General features: G+C 40.3%; 17 protein-coding genes and 1 riboswitch. Of the genes, 16 read left to right on the top strand and 1 reads right to left on the bottom strand.

The genetic code is table 11. The annotated features are described in order from the left end of the window. Positions 1–22: 22 nt before the first annotated feature. From LIQ05_RS02065 to LIQ05_RS01990, 16 genes are all read left to right on the top strand, one after another. Positions 23–808 carry a hypothetical protein gene (locus LIQ05_RS02065; RefSeq protein WP_226818203.1) on the top strand — a complete coding sequence of 262 codons (786 nt, stop codon included), beginning with the start codon at positions 23–25 and terminating at the stop codon, positions 806–808. After that, positions 799–2,073, top strand: a complete 1,275-nt coding sequence (locus tag LIQ05_RS02060; protein ID WP_226818201.1) for a glycosyltransferase — start codon at positions 799–801, stop codon at positions 2,071–2,073. The genes LIQ05_RS02065 and LIQ05_RS02060 overlap by 10 nt, the downstream gene beginning before the upstream one ends. Next, on the top strand, positions 2,070–3,767 hold the full coding sequence (locus tag LIQ05_RS02055) for a leucine-rich repeat protein (protein ID WP_226818199.1): 1,698 nt from the start codon (positions 2,070–2,072) through the stop codon (positions 3,765–3,767). The genes LIQ05_RS02060 and LIQ05_RS02055 overlap by 4 nt, the downstream gene beginning before the upstream one ends. Continuing rightward, positions 3,754–4,875: a DHHW family protein gene (locus LIQ05_RS02050; protein WP_226818197.1), complete on the top strand. Its 1,122-nt coding sequence runs from the start codon at positions 3,754–3,756 to the stop codon at positions 4,873–4,875. Before LIQ05_RS02055 ends, LIQ05_RS02050 begins: the two co-directional genes overlap by 14 nt. After that, positions 4,875–5,468, top strand: a complete 594-nt coding sequence (locus LIQ05_RS02045) for a hypothetical protein (RefSeq protein WP_226818196.1) — start codon at positions 4,875–4,877, stop codon at positions 5,466–5,468. The genes LIQ05_RS02050 and LIQ05_RS02045 overlap by 1 nt, the downstream gene beginning before the upstream one ends. After that, the gene (locus tag LIQ05_RS02040; protein ID WP_226818194.1) at positions 5,432–6,106 is read left to right on the top strand and encodes a polyphosphate polymerase domain-containing protein; all 675 of its coding nucleotides are present in this window, start codon (positions 5,432–5,434) and stop codon (positions 6,104–6,106) included. Before LIQ05_RS02045 ends, LIQ05_RS02040 begins: the two co-directional genes overlap by 37 nt. A gap of 66 nt (positions 6,107–6,172) precedes the next feature. After that, positions 6,173–6,853, top strand: coding sequence for a DUF4956 domain-containing protein (locus LIQ05_RS02035; RefSeq protein ID WP_182437323.1), 681 nt, complete (start codon positions 6,173–6,175; stop codon positions 6,851–6,853). Positions 6,854–6,881: 28 nt separating this feature from the next. Next, a complete protein-coding gene (locus tag LIQ05_RS02030; RefSeq protein WP_226818192.1) occupies positions 6,882–8,300 on the top strand; it encodes a CotH kinase family protein in 1,419 nt (472 codons plus the stop codon). A gap of 2 nt (positions 8,301–8,302) precedes the next feature. After that, positions 8,303–9,403 (top strand): non-hydrolyzing UDP-N-acetylglucosamine 2-epimerase, encoded by a 1,101-nt coding sequence (wecB, locus tag LIQ05_RS02025; RefSeq protein ID WP_226818190.1) that lies wholly within the window; start codon positions 8,303–8,305, stop codon positions 9,401–9,403. A gap of 91 nt (positions 9,404–9,494) precedes the next feature. Continuing rightward, complete coding sequence (locus LIQ05_RS02020) at positions 9,495–10,538, top strand: hypothetical protein (RefSeq protein WP_226818188.1); 1,044 nt, start codon at positions 9,495–9,497, stop codon at positions 10,536–10,538. Positions 10,539–10,820: 282 nt separating this feature from the next. After that, positions 10,821–11,207, top strand: a complete 387-nt coding sequence (locus LIQ05_RS02015; RefSeq protein ID WP_416385972.1) for an MmcQ/YjbR family DNA-binding protein — start codon at positions 10,821–10,823, stop codon at positions 11,205–11,207. Between the two features lie 137 nt (positions 11,208–11,344). Next, the gene (locus LIQ05_RS02010; RefSeq protein WP_226818184.1) at positions 11,345–13,231 is read left to right on the top strand and encodes a beta-N-acetylhexosaminidase; all 1,887 of its coding nucleotides are present in this window, start codon (positions 11,345–11,347) and stop codon (positions 13,229–13,231) included. Between the two features lie 410 nt (positions 13,232–13,641). Beyond that, the gene (locus LIQ05_RS02005) at positions 13,642–14,466 is read left to right on the top strand and encodes an AraC family transcriptional regulator (RefSeq protein ID WP_021925437.1); all 825 of its coding nucleotides are present in this window, start codon (positions 13,642–13,644) and stop codon (positions 14,464–14,466) included. Between the two features lie 18 nt (positions 14,467–14,484). After that, the gene (galT, locus tag LIQ05_RS02000; RefSeq protein ID WP_226818182.1) at positions 14,485–15,975 is read left to right on the top strand and encodes a UDP-glucose--hexose-1-phosphate uridylyltransferase; all 1,491 of its coding nucleotides are present in this window, start codon (positions 14,485–14,487) and stop codon (positions 15,973–15,975) included. Between the two features lie 346 nt (positions 15,976–16,321). Continuing rightward, positions 16,322–16,879, top strand: coding sequence for an RNA polymerase sigma factor (locus LIQ05_RS01995; RefSeq protein ID WP_226818180.1), 558 nt, complete (start codon positions 16,322–16,324; stop codon positions 16,877–16,879). Further along, complete coding sequence (locus LIQ05_RS01990; protein WP_226818178.1) at positions 16,876–18,324, top strand: DUF4179 domain-containing protein; 1,449 nt, start codon at positions 16,876–16,878, stop codon at positions 18,322–18,324. Before LIQ05_RS01995 ends, LIQ05_RS01990 begins: the two co-directional genes overlap by 4 nt. Positions 18,325–18,418: 94 nt before the next feature. On the opposite strand, the gene LIQ05_RS01985 is transcribed toward LIQ05_RS01990, so the two are convergent. Continuing rightward, positions 18,419–18,985, bottom strand: coding sequence for a folate family ECF transporter S component (locus tag LIQ05_RS01985; protein WP_118583984.1), 567 nt, complete (start codon positions 18,983–18,985; stop codon positions 18,419–18,421). A gap of 71 nt (positions 18,986–19,056) precedes the next feature. Next, a riboswitch (THF riboswitch) is annotated at positions 19,057–19,154 on the bottom strand. Between the last annotated feature and the right edge of the window lie 149 nt (positions 19,155–19,303).

Raw genomic sequence — 19,303 nt, 5'->3', positions numbered from 1 at the left:
AAACAGAAAAAAGGAGGGGGCTATGAAAGAAAAAAAAGTAATTGATTACACCAGAACCTATCGAAGAATTGAGGTAGATAAAAAGAAATGTACTTTGTATATTGTCATACTGCTCCTGCTTGGTTTTCTGCTTATGTGGACTCAGATTGATGATCTGACCAGGATGATCTGTAAGATATGTGCCGGTGTTTTAAAGAAATATGAACCGCATATGTATGTAGGAATTCGTTCAGAAGCTTATCCTCTGTTTGGAAAAATCAGCTATCTCAGTGCAGAAACCGTATATCCGGGAATACAGATAAGCCTTATAAATACAGGAATTTCTCTTGGGGCAATCATTCTGCTGGCAGGACTTCCATGGAAGGGCCGCCCTCTTGCCATTTATCTGATCCTGTGCAGTGCGGTTCATCTGATAAACAGTCTGTGGTTTGTGTTTGGGGAAAAATATTTTCCGTATACTTTAACCGTTTATTCAAATTTATATATGCTTCAGGAAGTTGGCATATGGGTGATGTTTTTTGTCATGACAGTTATAGTTACCGGAATTATAGGAGACCGGGGAGTGATCTATAAGCTTTTGACACTTCTTGCGGTAATGCTGTATTCCATTGTATTTGGAACTGTTCGCTATGTGATCTTTATCTGGCTGTTGTACCGATTCTCTGTGATCTATATGGCGTTCTTCTACTTTATGATAGGTCCTATGTTTGACTTTTTATATCTGGTTATGATTTATGCAGTGTTTGTTAACTGCATGATCGGTGTTTACGATTCAAGGAAGGGAAGGGAGGTATGGAAATGGTCGTAGCTATTATGAAAGGTTATACTATTTTTGTGATTATCCTGATGCTTCTGTACACAGCCAGACATTTTTATTTTACAATTGTAAGACTTCTGGGCAGGCAGCGCCTCTATTACAATGATATTCTTACCGACAGGATGAAAAGTATTTCCGTACTGATCCCTATGCATAATGAGGAACAGGTGCTTTCTAATGTTCTGGATTCTCTGCTGAAATGTGAGTATGACAGGGACAGACTTGAAATTATTCCGATCAATGATAATTCTACAGACCGTACAAGGGAAATGCTGGATGAATATCATAGAAAGTATGAGTTTATACGTCCCCTTCACAGAGACTGTCCGGACAGAGGAAAACCGGTAGGTCTGAATGATGCAATGAAGCTGGCAAAAGGGGAAATCATCATTGTATTTGATGCGGATTACAGACCTGCCAGAAACATGCTGAAACAGATTGCACTTGGATTTGAGGATCCGCAGGTAGGTGCAGTTATGGGGCGGGTGATACCGTATAATACCAACACAAATATGCTGACCAGACTTATTAATCTGGAACGGTCCGGAGGATATCAGGTAGATCAGCAGGCACGATATAACCTGAAAACAATTCCGCAGTATGGTGGGACAGTAGGGGGATTCCGCAAAGATTTTCTGTTAGAAACAGGTGGCTTTAATCCAAAGGTTCTGGCAGAAGATACGGAACTTACCTATCGGCTTTTTACCAATGGCTGGAAGGTTGTATACGCTAATTCAGCAGAATGTTATGAAGAGTCTCCGGAAAGCTGGAATGTGAGAGGCAGACAGATCCGACGCTGGTCAAGAGGCCATAATGAAGTATTGTTCCGCTATCTGATCCCTACGATCACAACTCCTTATATGGGACTGTTTCAGAAAATAGATGGCTTGTTTCTGCTTTTTATCTATTCAGTGCCGGTATTTCTGCTTCTGGGTTGGGTAGTTTCCCTTGGATTATTTTTCCTGGGTGAAATGCAGCTGCTTAGTGGCTGGTGGGTTATATTGTTTTTGGGAATCTATAATTCCCTCGGAAATTTTGCACCATTTTTTGAGATAGGTACCTCGCTGATCATAGACGGACTTCCCGGAGAGGCATTGCTTCTGCCTCTTATGATGTTTAACTTTTTCTTCTACATGTGGAATATCTCTCTGGGCTTCTGGGATGCAGTGGTAGATACTGTTACCGGAAGAGGTGTGAAATGGGATAAAACAGTGCGGTTTACTGTGCAGAAAACGGAAAAGGAGGCTGAAAAATGAAAGTATGGATTTTGATTTTTGTCTGTATGTTCGCTATGCCTCTGTTGGCCGCAGTATTGTATTTCTGGACGAGAAAAGGGCAGATCCTGAAAATAAAGCAGGATTATGTGAAAAAAGCCAGATATTTTGGCCGAAGCTTCTCTTCCCTGGTGGAAAAAGCCCTTCCGGAAATGAAGAATGGTATGATCATGCTTTCAAGACAGGAAAAGGTGTTGGAAATAGATGGAAACCAGGAGTTTATGCAGCCTGACATTGAAGATCTGGTCATTGCCAGAAATACCATCTTCTGTCCGCAGCAAGGGGATTTACATTTCCAAAAAGAAATCTACAGTGAAAAGGATGCGTTGTTTGTGAAAGAGAACATACAACTCCGGGCTGTATACAGCAAAAAAAGACTGCTTTTTGGAAATAAGATCCGGCTTCTCAGATGGGCGGACGCAGAACATGCGGTTGCAGTTTATGATGGATGCGATCTGGGTGAAAGGGTATCAAGTGGAGAACAGCTTGTGATAGGCTTTGATAATATTTTTCATAGTCTGTATGCACCTGTGATCCGTCTGGGACAACGTCCGGAGGAACCTGACCGGTTTATGGAGGGACGTGATCCCAGGATATTTCGTATGCCGGTAGTGAACAGTCATGAATATAACAGGCATTACATAGATGATGATATGGTTACGGAAAGTGGGACAGTCCCGTATACGCTTATTTCCCGTGGGAATATAAAGGTGATAGAGGACATTATCCTGCAGGGAGATATCCACAGCGATGGGGCTGTGAGAATCATGGAAAACGCATCGGTGCTTGGAAATATTTTCGCAGAGAAGGATATACTTCTGGAAAAAAATTCAACCGTGCTTGGCAACATTTTTACACAGGGTAACATTATATTTGAAGAAGGTGCCAGTGCAGGTCAGCCGGATAAGATTGCTTCAGTTATTGCCCGCGAAACAATAACATTTTATGGCAGTAATTATGTTTATGGATATGTGGCTTCAGAGGGCGGCGGAAAAATCCTGAAATCAGACAGGGAGATGTTGGGAGAGTATTGTTTTCCAAAAGAACCTGTTCATGAAGAAAAGATTACTTTCCATGATCTGTCGGAATATGAAAATGTTGATTTTCAGGGATTTCGGGGAGATATATATGCAAAAGAAGCAGTTATTCCTGAAGGTGCATCAGTTATTCCGAAGAGTCAGTTTTTTGGATGCAGAAGTCTTGAGAAGGTGTATCTGCCGGAGAGCGTTTCTGTTATTGAAGACTATGCATTTGCTGACTGTCATGTATTAAAAGTATGGGAGAGTATGGAAAAGCTTTCACTGAAATCAGTAGGGATATCAGCTTTTGAAAACTGTTATGCACTGGAATTTATAAGTCTTCCGGATTCCCTGACTGTGATTGAAGGAGCTGCATTTGCGGAATGTGTGTCCGTTAACAAACTGATATTTTCAGATACCTCGCTGTTAAAGAAAATAGGGGATCATGCTTTTCGCGGGTGCAGGAATCTGAAAGAGGTATACCTGCCGGACAGTGTGGAATATGTGGGAGTCAGTGCATTCAGGGATTGTATTTCTCTTGAACAGATTTCTGTATCAGAGAAAATAAAAAATCAGCCGGGTATTGCAGAACTGGAGAAAAATTGTCCAAAAGTAAGAATCAGGTTCAGGGAGGTGGATTCAGTTGAAAAAGAATAAAACCGCAGAACTGTTTCTTGTTTTGCTTATTTTGATCGTAATGTCTGCCGGAATGCTGATCCTCCAGAATGGAATGGAAAAATTGCAGAGTGTTAAGCAGCAAAGCGTATATGTTCCGGAAACAAGAGATTTATATAATAATTATGGCTTAAAAAATGACCAGACTCTTTCAATAACCAAAATCCTGGAAACACAGGACCAGGTGATCTACACAGACCGAATCTTTAATATTAATCAAATCTCTGAGGATCATATTTCATATGCTGCAGATATTATGAAAGCATTACAGAAAAAGAGTGGAAAAGATACTTATATTATGCCGATACCGGAAAGAGCAGTATTTGAAAACGGATATGAAAATGAGAAGGAAAAATACAGTGATTTTATAGAAAAACTGGAAGCCTCTTTTTCAGATTCTTCTGTAGTTTTAAATCCGCTGTCTGAACTGGAGAAGCATCAGTATGAATATATTTATTTCAGAACTGAAAATAGCTGGACAATGCGTGGGGCATTTTACGGGGCGCAGGTGCTTTTGGGAGAACTTGGATATAATAAGGAGAACCTGGATGCTTATCGGGAGTATGTTTTTGGAGCTTTTGAGGGAAACCTTCTTTTGGAAGCGTTACAAAAGTGTACAACAGACGAAATTAAGAAAGATATAGAAAACATGGAAAAGGAACCATTCTATGTTTATATCAATGGTTCAAATCCCAATCGCGAAGAATTAACCTTTGAAAACAAAGAAGGGCAGCTGCAGACACTAAAAAGACAAATGATACAGTTTAATAGCACCGGAAGCCATGCAGTCATTGGTTCAGATTATGAGCATAGTGTAGTTGACGGAAGAGGAAAAGGACAAACAGAAGGAAATCTTCTTCTTATTGCAGATACAAGAGGGAAGCTGATGATCTCTTATCTTTCAGAGATCTTTGAAAAGGTTTATGTGTCTAATATTTATGAGGATGCAGATCTTATACAGAATCTGGATGAAATACTGGAAAAATATAATATAGAATATATTGTATGGGTACAGGATGCTGCTGAAACAGGAAATATATCCTATATGAGAGCATTGAATCCACTTTTAAAGGAAGGAGGGAATGCCTGATGTCGGAGCTGATTCTTAAGGGAACTGACCTGTTTATGGAAAAAACAGGAAGCGCAGACAAGCTTCCTATAAGCGGAAACACAGAAAGAATGCTATTTCTGTTCCTGGGGATTCTGCTTGTTTTTGCAGGAGCTAAGGTGTACCGTCTGATCGTTTCCTTCATAATGTTCTGGGGAGTGACGATTGTATTGTGTACTGTTATGAATGGAAAAACCGGATGGGGGACGATCGTAACTGCATTTACGATACTTGGATGCCTGATGGGATATATGGCATTCAAGTGGAAAACAGCAGATTCCATGATCCTGTCTGCTATGACTGCTGCGGCAGTTGTATGGATGTGTTATCCGTTCTGGTGGGCTGCAGTTATTTTCGCTGCAGGAGCTGCAGCTGCAGCAGCCTTTTTTCCTCTGGAAGGAGCAATCCTTTCTTCTATTGCAGCAGGAATGTTTCTTCTTCATGAGACGGGAGCCAGATATGTGGTTTTGCTGACAGTATGCGGACTCCTGCTCCAGATCGTTCTGTTTGAACGAAAATCAGAAAGGGGGCGTAAGATTTGGAAACGGTTTTTCGTAAGGAAATCAAATATCTGATCAGCCGCAGAGAGGCCCTGATTCTTCAACAGAAGCTGGATGGCATTATGGAAAGAGATATCCATGGAGAAAATGGCAGATATTTTATCAGATCTCAGTACTATGATTCCATAGACGATCAGGATTTATGGGATAATCTGGATGGAATGTATGAAAAAAGGAAGATCCGTTTAAGAATTTATTCACTGAGTGATTTATCTGCAAAGCTGGAGTTTAAATGCAAAAACGGATCTGACGGAGTGAAATATTCCATACCTGTCAGTCGTGAACAGGCACTTCGGATGGAACAGGGAGATGCGTCATTTCTTCTGGAATGTGAAACAGAGCTGGCTATGAGATTATATTTGCGGATCACACAGGGCTGTTATCGCCCAAAGACGATCATAGATTATCAGAGGCTGGCATTTGCTTATCCTGCAGGTGATGTAAGGATCACTTTTGATACGGACATCAGAGGGGCTTTATATCCATATGGGCTGTTTGAGGAGGTTGGAACAGATGCTTTGGGCAGTACAGAACAGGTACTGATGGAAGTAAAATACACAGGATTCCTGCCGGATATGATCGCTGAGACATTGAAAGAAGCGGATGAACTGTCAACCAGCCACAGCAAATATTCCAGAGCCAGAATGATGTGACTGTAAGTTTTACATACGGCAGACCGGAGACCGATAGTAAACCGGATGCCGGGATTGGAGAGAAATATGAGAGAATTTATCGTAGAAAATCTGACAAATACAGAAGCACTGAGTGTGACTGTAATCTTAATGAATAATGTGATCGCACTGATCGTTGCCTTTTTTATCATGTTTACTTATAAAATTTCTTATGCAGGACCTGCATACAGCAGGAAATTTAATATTTCAATCGGATCGATCACCATCATCACAGCTATGATCATGAGCATTATCAGTAATAATATTGCATTGTCCCTTGGTATGGTCGGTGCTCTTTCTATCATAAGATTTCGTACAGCTGTAAAGGATGTAAGAGATGCCACTTATATTTTCTGGGCAATTGCGGCAGGCATTGGCTGCGGTGTGTCTCAGTATGCGCTTATTGTTATTGGTTCCGCTTTTTTACTTCTTTTTCTTATTATTACAAGAAAGGGCTTCACATCCTGTAATAAGCTGCTGGTTGTTCAGGGAAAACCTGAATGCTTACATAAAACAGAGGCAGCAGTGGATACCTTTTTTGCAGGAAAGGTACATGTTTCTATGAGAAATGTTACAGAAAACAGCTTTGAACTGGTTTATTCTATCGGAGAGGGAATTCTGTATAAAGCTGCAAAAGAAAATCAGATGGATATTTCAGAGAAACTGATCAAAATCGACGGTGTGAAAAGGGTAAATATAGTTGACCAGAAGGATGAACTTTCGCAGTAAAAAGGCTGACTGACTGAGAGGTGTTGCTATGAAAAGGATAAGGCGTATCCTTTTGTGTATTCTGATGATAACAGTTCTCTGTGGAATATCCATTGTGGGAAATTTTGTTGTAAAGTCAGAAAATAAGTCAAAGGAAAAAAAGAAAACAGCTATCACGAAAGAAGAAATGAAGGAGTGGGCTGCGCCGGACGAGGAGCTGCTGGAATACTATGATCTGGGAAAATTTTCTACTACATTTCCAGTAGTCTATATGAATACGAAGGGGCAGCAGATCCTGAAGGAGAATGTGATCTGGGGAAATATTGCTCTGCTGGATAGGAACGGAGAGGAGCAATCTGTTTTCTCTGTCCCCAATTCGATATACCGTGCTACGATCAAATACAGAGGAGCATCTTCTTATAGCAAATTTGATAAAAAGCAGTATCGCATTAAATTTTATAAAAATGAAAAAGACAGTGCAAAAAAAGTGTCACTTGCAGGAATGGGAGCAAACAGTGAATGGGTGTTAAATGGTCCTTATCTTGATAAGACACTGATCAGGAATAAACTGGTATATGATCTGGCAGGGGAATTAAATGGATGGGCTCCAGACACCCGATTCGTGGAACTATTTGTTGATGGAGAATATCAGGGAGTTTATCTGGCAGTGGAACCTGTAACAAATGGAGAAAGCAGACTGCGTCTCTCGGAATTTGGTTTGTTGTCCGGAGAAACTGCATATGTTGTAAACAGAGACAGAATTGATACAGGAGCTGAAGCACTGGAAACCTGGGGTAAGACGGAAGGTTATACATATAACGCTCTGTATATAAGATATCCATCAGAAAATAAAATAACGGAAAAACAAAAAGAATATATAAAAAATGATATCTCTGAATTTGAACAGATTTTATATGGGAAGAATTTCAATAACAAAAGAATCGGCTATCAGGCATATATAGACATGGATAACTGGGTGGATTATTTTATTATCAATGAATTTGCCATGAATTATGATGCTGGTAATCTTTCTACTTATGTGTATAAAGAACTGGGAGGAAAGCTACAGCTTGCTGTATGGGACTTTAACAATGGATTTGATAATTATCAGTGGTTTCGTACAGAAACAGATGTACTTTATACTGTGAAGAATTCATGGTTTGAAAGGCTGTGGCAGGATAAAACCTTCAGAGAACATGTCTGTGAAAGATATAGACAATTACGAAAAACGACTCTCTCCGATGAATATATCTATAACAAAATAGCATCTTATCAAGAGGAACTGGGAGATGCTGTGGACAGAAACTTTAAAGTGTGGGGATATTCTTTTGAGGAGAATTTGCTGGTAGGAAAAAACAAAGCCGGAACGTCGAGGGATATCGGAAGTTATGAAGATGCTATGAAGCAGCTGACAGATACTATCCGCGAAAGACTTGCGTATCTGGATAAAGAACTGGGAGAAAATTAAGAATGAAAAAAGTACTGGTGATTTTTGGAACAAGACCGGAGGCAATTAAAATGTGCCCTCTTGTTCTTGAACTGAAAAAAAGTGAAAAACTGGAAACTCTGGTGTGTGTCACAGGACAGCACAGGGAAATGTTGAAGCAGGTTCTGGATATTTTTAAAGTGGTTCCGGATTATGATATGGCAATCATGAAAAAAGGGCAGGATCTTACGGATGTGACAACGGCCATCCTTACCGGAATGAGGGAAATCCTGAGAAAAGAAAAACCGGATATTGTGCTGGTCCATGGAGACACGTCTACCGCATTTGCCGCATCTCTGGCCTCATTTTATCAGCAGATTCCGGTAGGACATGTGGAAGCGGGACTTCGTACTTATAATATGAACTCTCCCTATCCGGAAGAATTTAACAGGCAGGCCATTGGACTTACTGCCAGCCTGCATTTTGCACCGACTCAGAAAGCAGCGGATGCACTGCTGAAAGAGGGTAAGGATCCAGCGCAGATTTTTGTCACAGGAAATACAGGAATTGATGCTTTGCACTATACGGTGCGAAAAGATTTTTATCATCCGGAGACAGAATGGGCAAAAGGCAGCAGACTGATTGCTGTGACAGCACACAGAAGGGAGAATCTGGGAGAACCCATGCGTGATATGTTCCGGGCTATACGCAGGATCGTGGAGGAATTTACAGATGTGAAGGTTATTTATCCTGTACATTTGAATCCACAGGTCAGAAAAATCGCCGATGAGGAATTCGGTGGATGTGAGAGAATACATCTGATTGAGCCACTGGATGTGGTAGAATTCCATAACCTGATGAAAGCCAGTTATCTGATTATGACTGACAGTGGCGGAATCCAGGAAGAAGCTCCTGCACTGGGAAAACCTGTACTGGTCATGCGAGATACAACAGAACGTCCGGAAGGTGTGGAAGCAGGAACCTTAAAGCTTGCAGGCACGAAGATGGAGGATATTTACAGAGAATGCAGGCAGCTTCTTACAGAGCCGGAGCTTTATAGGAGGATGAGTGAGGCCAGAAATCCTTATGGTGATGGGACTGCAAGTATTAAAATCAGAAAAATCCTGGAGGATATAGATGCATGAGCATAAACACAACCAATGCAGAAGAAAAGTGAAACATCGAAAGAACGCGATGAAACTTATTATATTTTGCATAACTGTGGGGATTTCACTTATGTTCATTTATTATCAGAACCTGAGAAAAGAAATATCTGCCCGGCAGAAATGGCTGGAAACAGTCCTGACCGGAGAAAAAAAGTGGATTCTTGAGAATCAGGGCCCTGAGGGTGAATTTTACATGAATGGAAGTAAAGCCGGAGATGTTAATCCGTACTTTGCATGTATGGCTGCACTGGGGCTTTTGGCAGAAACCAAGAATTACCCCATTACTGAAACAGAGAAAAAAGCTGTTGGCAGTTATCTGGACTGGCATACCGGGATTTTGCTGGAAACAGATGGTAAAATGGGAATCTACAGGAAAGAGAGTGGGAAACTTATTTATAAAGAAAAGGCTGATTCCGAAGACGGGTATCTTGGTATGTATCTTTTTCTTATGGGAAAATATCTGGAAAAGACAGAAAGTACAGATCTGCCGGAATACTGGAAAAAGGGAATCAGCCTTGCATTAAAAAAGATTCAAAGCCTGATGCAGGATGGAATTACACAGGTCTCAGAAGAAAATACAACAGTTTATCTGATGGATAATCTGGAAGTATGGAAAGGCCTGTACGAATTGGAACTTGCAGGGCTGGAAGATACGCAGGCAATCAGTGAAATTCGTAAAAAACTACAGGCACAGATAGAAAAGACATTCTGGGATGATGCAAATCAAAGATGGAGAATTATTGAAAACAGTGATCTTTATCACCAGAAGGAATTTTATCCGGAAGGAGTTGCTCAGATTTATCCTCTGATCTATGAATTTCCAGTAAAAGAGAAGAAAAAGCAAAAGATATTATATGATCAGTTTACGGAAATGTTTCAGTGGCAGAAGCTGAATAAAAAAAGAAATGGCTTTTTGTGGGCAATGACAGGAATGGCTGCTGCGCAGATGGGAGATATCAAGAACCTTGTGGAATTAATAAGAAATTATGAAGCAGAATACTGTGAGAACCGAAAATATCCGCTATACACAGGCGAAGCAGGATGGATATGTACGGAATGCGAGAAATTGTATAGTTTATATGAAATAAAAACAGGATTTATACTGTGTGCATGATCTTGCGCAGAAGATTATCTATTCTCAGCGACAATGGATAGTTGTCTTTTTGGGGTCTGGGCATTTGAATCATCCTTTCTCTTCGTAGTCAGCTTTGCGTTCTTCAATGTACTTTTTCAATGCAACAGTAGCATCTTTCAAAGTAAATGCAACGGGGTGTTGAGTTTACTTTGAAAAATTTCTTACTACTTTATAAAGGCGTTCTTTCCGGCGAAACTCTTGACACGACTAATCACCCTCTTTATAATGAACTTATATTTCGTTCGAGATTGATAATCGTAAATGGGGGAAAGTTTTTTGACAAAAGAAGCAATTTATAAGTACGTAAAAGAGCAGTACGGGACAGAGCCAGAATATCTTTGCAAAAGAGATCCAAATTCTGCTGTACTCAGACACAGAAACAGGAAATGGTATGCTGTGTTTATGTGCGTAGAGGGAAAATATCTCGGATTACGAGAAAAAGGCAAAGTCGATATCATGAATGTGAAATGTGATCCCGAAATGGTTAGTCTGATCACACAGACTTATGGTCTTTTGCCTGGATATCATATGAACAAAAAGCACTGGATCAGTGTTTTACTGGATGATTCTGTGGGAGAAGCCAGGATACTTGACTTTCTGGATATGAGTTATGATCTGATTGACAATGAAAAAATGAAGAAAAGGTAGGCCGGGCAGAATAAATCTGATCTGGCCTCTCATTTTGTCTATATTTCCAATTATTCTGTTCATAGACAAAAAGAAACATGCTGGTATATACTAAAGCAGATTTACTAGAACGTAACGGCAAAAGGAGAAAAAAGGCTATGAAGATTTCGTTTGCACCTTCAGTTATGGGATGTGAAAAACTAAAGGCGGGAACAGAGGCATTACTGGAAGAGATGAAGCAGATTCCGGAGAACCTGGAAGTAAGGGTTGAATTTAACGAGAATCCACAGCTCACTGCAAAACGGGTGGGAAACCAGGTTCAGATTACTTGTAAAGAATCAGCCCATTATTATAGGGGACTGAACCAGGTGCTGCATCATTTAGACACAGATACATATGAAAATCAGGAAACGGTATATTTTGAACGGAACGGATTTATGCTGGACTGCTCCAGAAATGCTGTGTTTACAGTAGAAAAAGTAAAATTTGTCATTCGGACACTTGCCAAAATGGGAATGAACGTACTGATGCTATATACAGAAGATACCTACGAAGTACCGGGAGAACCCTATTTCGGCAGCTACCGCGGACGCTATACAAAAGCTGAAATCCAGGAGATGGATGCATACGCTTCCATGTTTGGAATCGAGCTGGTTCCCTGCATTCAGACACTGGCGCATCTGCATAATGCTCTGAAGTGGCCGGGTAAAAATGAAATTAAGGATTCCACGGATGTTCTTATTGTGGGAAAAGAAGAAACCTACACATTTATTGAGGAGCTCCTTCAGAGTGTAAAGAAAGCGTTTTCTACACGCCGGGTACATCTTGGCATGGATGAAGCTGTTCTTCTGGGACTTGGAAAATACCTAAAAGAAAACGGTTATGAGAAAGGTTCTGTTCTTATACGGGAGCATTGCAAACGTGTGCTTGCCATCTGCAAGAAGCTTGGCCTGGAGCCTATGATTTGGAGCGACATGTACATCACAGCCAATACAAACGGCGGATATTACGAAGTACCTGCTGATGCAGATTGCTCTTCCTGGGAAAAGCCGGAAAAGGGGCTTGGTCTGGTATACTGGGATTATTATCATGATGATGAGAAATCCTATGAAAAGATGCTGAATATTCACAAGCAGTTATCCGATGATGTGATCTTTGCAGGAGGGTCCTGGATCTGGAATGGAATCGCACCAAATTATTCCAAGACATTTGCCTGCACAAAGGCTGCCCTTCAGACCTGCAAAAAATATCTGATGAAAGAGGTGCTTTGTACCGCATGGATGGATAATGGCGCAGAAACTCCGGTAGATGCGGTATGGCCAGGCGTGGCGCTGTTTGCACATCTTGGCTTCCATTTGGAATACAATGAAAAAGTATTAGAAGAAGAGTTTAAGGAGTGTGTGGGTGGAAATCTGAAAGATTTTATGGCTTTGGATGCTTTCGACTCATTGTTCTTAAATGGAAAGGCAAACCAGGAAGCACAGAATCCATCCAAATATCTTCTATATCAGGATCCCCTGGCAGGGATTTTTGATCAGGAGGTGGTGAAGAGCGGCGTTGACACTGGTGCCTACTATAAGAAATTAAAGAAGATGATGGAAATCTGCCAGGAGAATTCCCCGGAATATGCTGCTCTATTTGCCTATTATGAAAAGCTGGCAGCAGTGCTGGCAGATAAGGCAGACCTTGGTGTCCGTATGAAAGCAGCTTATGATAAAAAACAGTTGCTGGCTTTAAAAGAAATCTGCGAAAAAGAAATTCCGGAGACCATTCAGAATTTAGAAGAAATGAAGGTCTTAAGAGAAGACCTGTGGATGTCAGAGGCAAAGCCCTTTGGCTACGAACTGATGGATGTGAAACTTGGAGCTGTGATTACCAGACTTAACAGCACCATCCGGAGAACAAAAAAGTATCTGGATGGAGGCATCCCATGCCTGGAGGAACTGGAAGAAACGCGACTTCCATACTTTGAGAAAAATGCGGACAAACGTGAAAACCGCTGGAGCCAGATCATTAGTGGAAGTGATCTGATTGATACCATCTAAAAAGCAGACAGCCCGATATTTTCGGGCTGTCTGTCATTGGATTAAGGAAAGATATGAGGCAGGAAATACAGTCATTTTTTGCAGCATATCTTTTTTTGTATCATTTTGTCTATATTTTAAAGAATCCTGTTCATGTACAGGGGTTCATCAGTTGGTTATACTAATAAAAAGCGGATGTGATAGTTTATGCAGAAGAAAATCCGGCCGAATACCGGAATTTTCTTCTGGCATTAGCGGCAAACTTTATAATAGTTTGCGTAGAAATTCATCACATATAAGATATAAGCTTTTAAATTTTTCATTTCGTTCACCTCTTTTCTTAACTTACAAGTGCATTATAGATCACCTGAAAGCGGATTACGTGCCAAATGAAAAGAAAAAACAGACAAAATTTGCAGAGGAGAGAAATTATGTTTCCGGTTTATGAAGAGAAAAAAGAAAACCTGCATTTACATTCCCGCATTGCCAGACATGAATCCCCTCATCTGCACAATTCAGTTGAATTCATCTATCTTACAGAAGGATGCTTGGAGCTTGGAATGGGCCAGGAACTCTTTCACATGGAGGAAGGTGATTTTGCAGTCCTTTTTCCGGAAGTGATCCATCACTGCCAGGTCTTTTCAGGAGAGAATAATAAGGCATGTTATCTGTGGGCGCAGCCCATACTTTGCGGACAATTTGCTTCTGTTATGCAGAAATACTGTCCGAAAAATCCTGTAATTAAAAAGCCGCAGGTCCACCGGGATATTGTAAATGCAATTCGGTGCCTGAAGCTCGATAAAAAGGAGCAAAATCCTAACCTTGTTGTGGAACAGGCTTATGTGCAGATCCTTTTGGCCAGAAGTATCCCGGCATTTAACTTACAGGAAAAGAGCAGCGTGGAGAGCAATGATATCATTTATCAGACGGTCTCCTATATTGCAAAACATTTTAAAGAAGAAATGTCCCTGGAAAAGATGGCAAGAGATATGGGAGTAAGTAAATTTACACTTTCGCGTGTCTTTTCCGGAACTTTTCATAGAAATTTTAACCAATATTTAAATGAACAGAGATTAAACTATGTCTGTGTTCATTTAGAGTGTACTGACAAAAGCATTACGGACATTTCCATGGATGCAGGATTTGAAAGTCAGCGGACTTTTAACCGGGTTTTCAGGGAACGCTACAAAATGACACCAAGAGAATACCGGAATCTGTACAGAGAAAAGTTTGTTCTGCAAAATGAAATCATATAGAAAAGAGAGGATAAAAATATGCTGAGTGAGAGTATTGCAAAACTGGTACAGTATGGAGTCGAGACGGGACTGATACCAGAATGTGAGAGAAATTACACAACAAATCTTCTGCTGGATGTATTTTACGAGGATGATTACACTGCACCGGAACAGGAATTTCAGAACATTGAACTTGAGAAGGTTCTGGATGAACTGTTAAAAGAGGCAATTGATCGGGGATTGATTGAAGACAGTGTTGTCTATAAAGACCTGTTTGATACCAGACTGATGAATTGCCTCATGCCACGACCTGCAGAAGTACAGACAACGTTCTGGAAAAAATATGGGGAGAATCCAAAAGCAGCGACGGATTATTTTTATAAACTGAGTCAGGACAGCAATTATATTCGTCGTTACAGGGTAAAGAAAGACCAGAAATGGACAGTAGACAGTGAATATGGAAAACTTGATATTACCATCAACCTTTCAAAACCGGAAAAGGATCCAAAAGCAATCGCAGCAGCCAGAAATGTAAAATCCGGAAGCTACCCGAAATGTCTTCTTTGTCCGGAAAATGAAGGCTATGCCGGAAGAGTCAACCACCCGGCAAGACAGAATCACAGGATCATTCCGATTACGATCAATGACAGCCCATGGGGATTCCAGTACTCACCCTATGTATATTATAACGAGCACTGCATCGTGTTTAATTCCTGTCACACCCCCATGAAGATTGAACGGAACACATTTGTGAAGCTGTTTGATTTTGTAAAACTGTTTCCACATTATTTCCTGGGCTCCAATGCAGACCTTCCAATTGTAGGCGGTTCTATTTTAAGCCATGACCATTTCCAGGGAGGACATTATACCTTCGCAATGGCTAAGGCACCGATTGAAAAGCATGTGACCATTCCTGGATTTGAGGATGTGGAAGCGGGAATTGTAAAGTGGCCGTTATCAGTGCTCCGTATCCGTCATAAAAATCCAGAACGGTTGATTGACCTTGCAACACATGTGCTGCAGGCATGGAGAGGCTATACAGATGAAGCAGCCTTTGTATTTGCCAATACGGACGGAGAGCCACATAATACCATAACCCCAATTGCCCGTAAAGTGGAAGATGTATACGAGCTGGATCTGACACTTCGCAATAATATTACGACGAAAGAACATCCACTTGGTGTATATCATCCACATGCACAGTACCATCATATTAAAAAGGAAAATATCGGACTGATCGAGGTAATGGGGCTTGCAGTTCTTCCGGCCCGATTAAAAGAAGAGCTGGAGCTTTTAGAGGAATACATTTTATCTGGAAAAGATATTTCTTCAAATGAAAAAATAGCAAAGCATGAGGAGTGGGTGAAAGAATTGCTGAAAAAATATCCGGATATTAATGCAGAGAACATTCAAGCAATTCTTCAAAAAGAAGTAGGACTGGTGTTTGTACATGTGCTGGAAGATGCCGGAGTTTATAAATGCACACCAAAAGGAAGAGAAGATTTTATGCGTTTTGTGGACAGTTTATAGGACGTATTCTGACCGTGATTATAATGAATGCTGTAGTATGAAGTACAAAACTACAGAACAAGAAAATATTTTATAACAGCAGTTGCAGCCGGTATCTCATGATATATAAAATGAGAATATCGGCTGCTTTTCATTATTTTTACCCCTAAAAGGTAATCTTCTGAAAACCAAAACTGTAGTTTGGATCTCAACTGAAAAGAATTAAATTTTTTTGTTACCATCCACTATTTTTTACGATATATAATATGAATGGAAATTTTTTTATTCAAAAAGGCGCCTTATCTGTTGCTGGTCAGATTATGAACAGTGACTTTTATCTTAAAGAAACCCGGAGGACAACCTGTAAATGAATGATGATGAAATTATAAATCTGTTTTTGAAAAGAGATGAGAATGGAATTATAGAACTGAGTACTAAGTATCATCCCTATTGCTACAAGATTGCCTGGAATTTATTAGCGAATAGAGAAGATGCCGAGGAATGTCTGAATGATACCTGGTTTTCAGTATGGTCACAGATTCCTCCTACGCATCCTCCTGTATTGGCACACTTTTGCGGACGGATTACAAGAAATCTTAGTATTGACCGTTTAAGGAAAAAGTTTGCAGGCAAGCGCCCGGATGTTCATATGGTAGATGTTATAGAGGAAATGGATCAGCTAAATGTAACTTATACCGTGGAAGAACAGCTGGCGGAAAAAGAACTGATGGAAATCATAAATCTTTTTTTGGAAGAAATGTCTCCAAAGGACAGAAATATTTTTGTACGAAGATATTGGTTTTTAGATCCTGTTTCTGCAATATCCAAAAGGCATCATATGTCAGCGGGAAGCGTGAAAATGAATTTATACAGAAACCGGAAAAAGCTGTTGAAACTGTTGGAAAAAGAAGGAGGACGCATATGAAAAAGTTTGATTTTTCAAAAGAATTTGGTAATATTGATCCGAAATATATAGAGGAAGCAGAGCGGGAATGGAGTGAAAAAAAGGAAAAACGGAGACCGAAAGGGTGGAGCAAAGCAGCAGCTGCCTGTGTGATCGTCGCCTTGGGTTCTGTTATCTTTTCTAATCCACATATCCAGGCTGCAATAAAAAATATTACATTGTCCATAGGAGAAACCCTTGGTTTCCCAAAAAGCATTGAATCTTATACGGAAGTGTTGAATACCGCTAAGGAAGACAAAGGAATTACTGTAACATTAAAAGAAGTTGTTCTGGATAATGGGGTTCTGTTAACAAAGGTGCATGCAGAAAAAACATCTTCCGGGCAAAAGGGCACGGATGATGTCCAGGATGCCTGGACCTTTGCCAATACACAGCTTGATATTGATTATCAGAAAACTACAATAAATGGACAGAAAATTGAAGAATACGAAAGCGGACACTATCTGCCGTATTCGGATGAGGATTTGCTAAATACTGGACTGGATGAAAATGTCTATGATGCTGTTCTGGAATCCCGATTTTCCCTTGATGGTGAGCTGGGAGAAAATCCGGAAGTACATTTGGTACTTGGTGCCTATCAAAATGAAAATCTTGGCGAAGATTATTTTGCAAAGTTTGAGTTTGATTTTTCTATTCCCCATGCGGAGCTTATGAAACAGACAGTTCATAAAAAGCTGGAAGATGTTTCTGTTAAAACAGAAGAAGGAACCGTAAAATTAACAGATTTTTCCATGAATAAACTGCAAAGTATAATTACGGCAGAAATTCCGGAAGAACTTGAGGAAAAGCTGTATAATGGTAATGAGATGATGCTTATGGGGACAGACAGTAAAGGAAATCAGGTACAGTATGAACTGCGCAGTAATTCAGCAGATGGTAAATCTCAATGGAGTTTTAAAACCAGTTTCTGGGGCATGTATCAGCTGGATTCTGACGGTCCGGTTCTTTTACTCCCGGATATTGACAGCGATTATCTGGAATTACAGCTTTATACCAGAGAACCTTATATGGCTGCTGCAGACACTGTCTGGGTTGATGACGATTTTGTAGAAATTGGTGAGACTACAGAAGAAGTAGAAGAAGTTCCAGAGGATACTTTGGAGGGAGAAAATCCGTCAGATGCAGAGGAGCCGGTTGAAACTCAAATTATCGGAGGGGCAGCAGGTCCCACAGAAGTAAGGCTTCAAGACGATACAGACCAGAAAGAAAATACCGACGCAGCAGATAAAACGGATGAAGATTATGGAACCGAAGAAAGCGCATATGATGGAACTACAGGTGAAATCACTGCAGAATCTGACTGGACACCTGTCGGTGAAAAAATAAGGATTCAGATCGTGCGATTTGACCAGATTGTGGGGAAAGCTGTTGTAAGATACTATCCTTCTTTTAAGTGGTTAGGATAATAAGAAACGCGAATATCAGTGGCTTATTAAGTACTGGAGTATTCGCGTTTTTTATTTGATTTCACTAAAATCTTATATTTTCAAATATATGTAATCAGTTGGCAGCCGGTTTCCTAAAAAGATTAAAAATTCCTGTCTGTTCAATCAATCTTGTGATGGTAAAGAAGATAAAGGAATCAATTGGCCACATGATCAAGTTCTTTACAGTACGCATTGGGAGGATTGCAAGGAATCCTTTTCCGTAGAGCATGTCCAGCCATAAGGTATTTAACAGAACATTTACAATCAGAACGACAACCAGTTTTGCAATCAGCACGCGACGGAAAGTGAGCTTATGTTTGTAGTAAAAACATCCATAAATAAATGCCGCGAGCATTGCGTTAAAGGTGAACCCAAAGAAAAATGGACCATCAGGGCGGATAAAGAATTTCACAATATCCAGCACACCGGCAAACAGACATCCGGTAATGGGTCCAAACAGATAATCAGCAATCTGGTTTGGGATACCGGAAAATCCAATTTTTACATAGGGACCGATATTGATAGAAGCAACTGAATTTAAAATCAGTGCCAGGGCAGCAAGCATTGCACAGACTGCCAGTGTAGAAGTGGTTTTCAGCTCTTTGGCTGAGGTGAGAAACATGTTCTTTGTTTTCTCCATAAAAAAATTACCTCCTTTTCTTTTTTCGCTCACAATAGGAGATAATTTATGGATTCATATTTATCTTCTGTTGCAGCGAGAAGCAATCCACGAACCGCAAGATTTCTCTTTTCGTCCTCCGGCAACTCTCCATCCGGAAGGCACTTTACGCTCATGAATTTACTCTGCATTACTTTACATGGGGCAGTATATAGCAGATTATTGGAAAAAGCAAGAAAAAAATATATAAAAATATAAGTTTTTGCAATTAAGAAAACAGACAAGAAATCGTGGCATTTTCTCCATATTTTCTAAAACTTTGTCCATATGTTTTTACAA

This window comes from Blautia glucerasea (assembly GCF_020537505.1).
Lineage (GTDB): Bacteria > Bacillota > Clostridia > Lachnospirales > Lachnospiraceae > Blautia_A.
Note: the sequence above shows the minus strand (reverse complement) of the source record. Positions and strands in the feature narration are given on the sequence as shown.

Bases quoted from the DNA above. Each gene is read 5' to 3' on its own strand.
- LIQ05_RS02010 (WP_226818184.1), top strand. From the start codon at position 11,345: ATGAAGATTTCGTTTGCACCTTCAGTTATGGGATGTGAAAAACTAAAG.
- galT (WP_226818182.1), top strand. From the start codon at position 14,485: ATGCTGAGTGAGAGTATTGCAAAACTGGTACAGTATGGAGTCGAGACG.
- LIQ05_RS01995 (WP_226818180.1), top strand. From the start codon at position 16,322: ATGAATGATGATGAAATTATAAATCTGTTTTTGAAAAGAGATGAGAAT.
- wecB (WP_226818190.1), top strand. From the start codon at position 8,303: ATGAAAAAAGTACTGGTGATTTTTGGAACAAGACCGGAGGCAATTAAA.
- LIQ05_RS02065 (WP_226818203.1), top strand. From the start codon at position 23: ATGAAAGAAAAAAAAGTAATTGATTACACCAGAACCTATCGAAGAATT.
- LIQ05_RS02015 (WP_416385972.1), top strand. From the start codon at position 10,821: ATGGGGGAAAGTTTTTTGACAAAAGAAGCAATTTATAAGTACGTAAAA.
- LIQ05_RS01990 (WP_226818178.1), top strand. From the start codon at position 16,876: ATGAAAAAGTTTGATTTTTCAAAAGAATTTGGTAATATTGATCCGAAA.
- LIQ05_RS02045 (WP_226818196.1), top strand. From the start codon at position 4,875: ATGTCGGAGCTGATTCTTAAGGGAACTGACCTGTTTATGGAAAAAACA.
- LIQ05_RS02020 (WP_226818188.1), top strand. From the start codon at position 9,495: ATGTTCATTTATTATCAGAACCTGAGAAAAGAAATATCTGCCCGGCAG.
- LIQ05_RS02030 (WP_226818192.1), top strand. From the start codon at position 6,882: ATGAAAAGGATAAGGCGTATCCTTTTGTGTATTCTGATGATAACAGTT.
- LIQ05_RS02060 (WP_226818201.1), top strand. From the start codon at position 799: ATGGTCGTAGCTATTATGAAAGGTTATACTATTTTTGTGATTATCCTG.
- LIQ05_RS02035 (WP_182437323.1), top strand. From the start codon at position 6,173: ATGAGAGAATTTATCGTAGAAAATCTGACAAATACAGAAGCACTGAGT.
- LIQ05_RS02005 (WP_021925437.1), top strand. From the start codon at position 13,642: ATGTTTCCGGTTTATGAAGAGAAAAAAGAAAACCTGCATTTACATTCC.
- LIQ05_RS01985 (WP_118583984.1), bottom strand. From the start codon at position 18,985: ATGGAGAAAACAAAGAACATGTTTCTCACCTCAGCCAAAGAGCTGAAA.
- LIQ05_RS02055 (WP_226818199.1), top strand. From the start codon at position 2,070: ATGAAAGTATGGATTTTGATTTTTGTCTGTATGTTCGCTATGCCTCTG.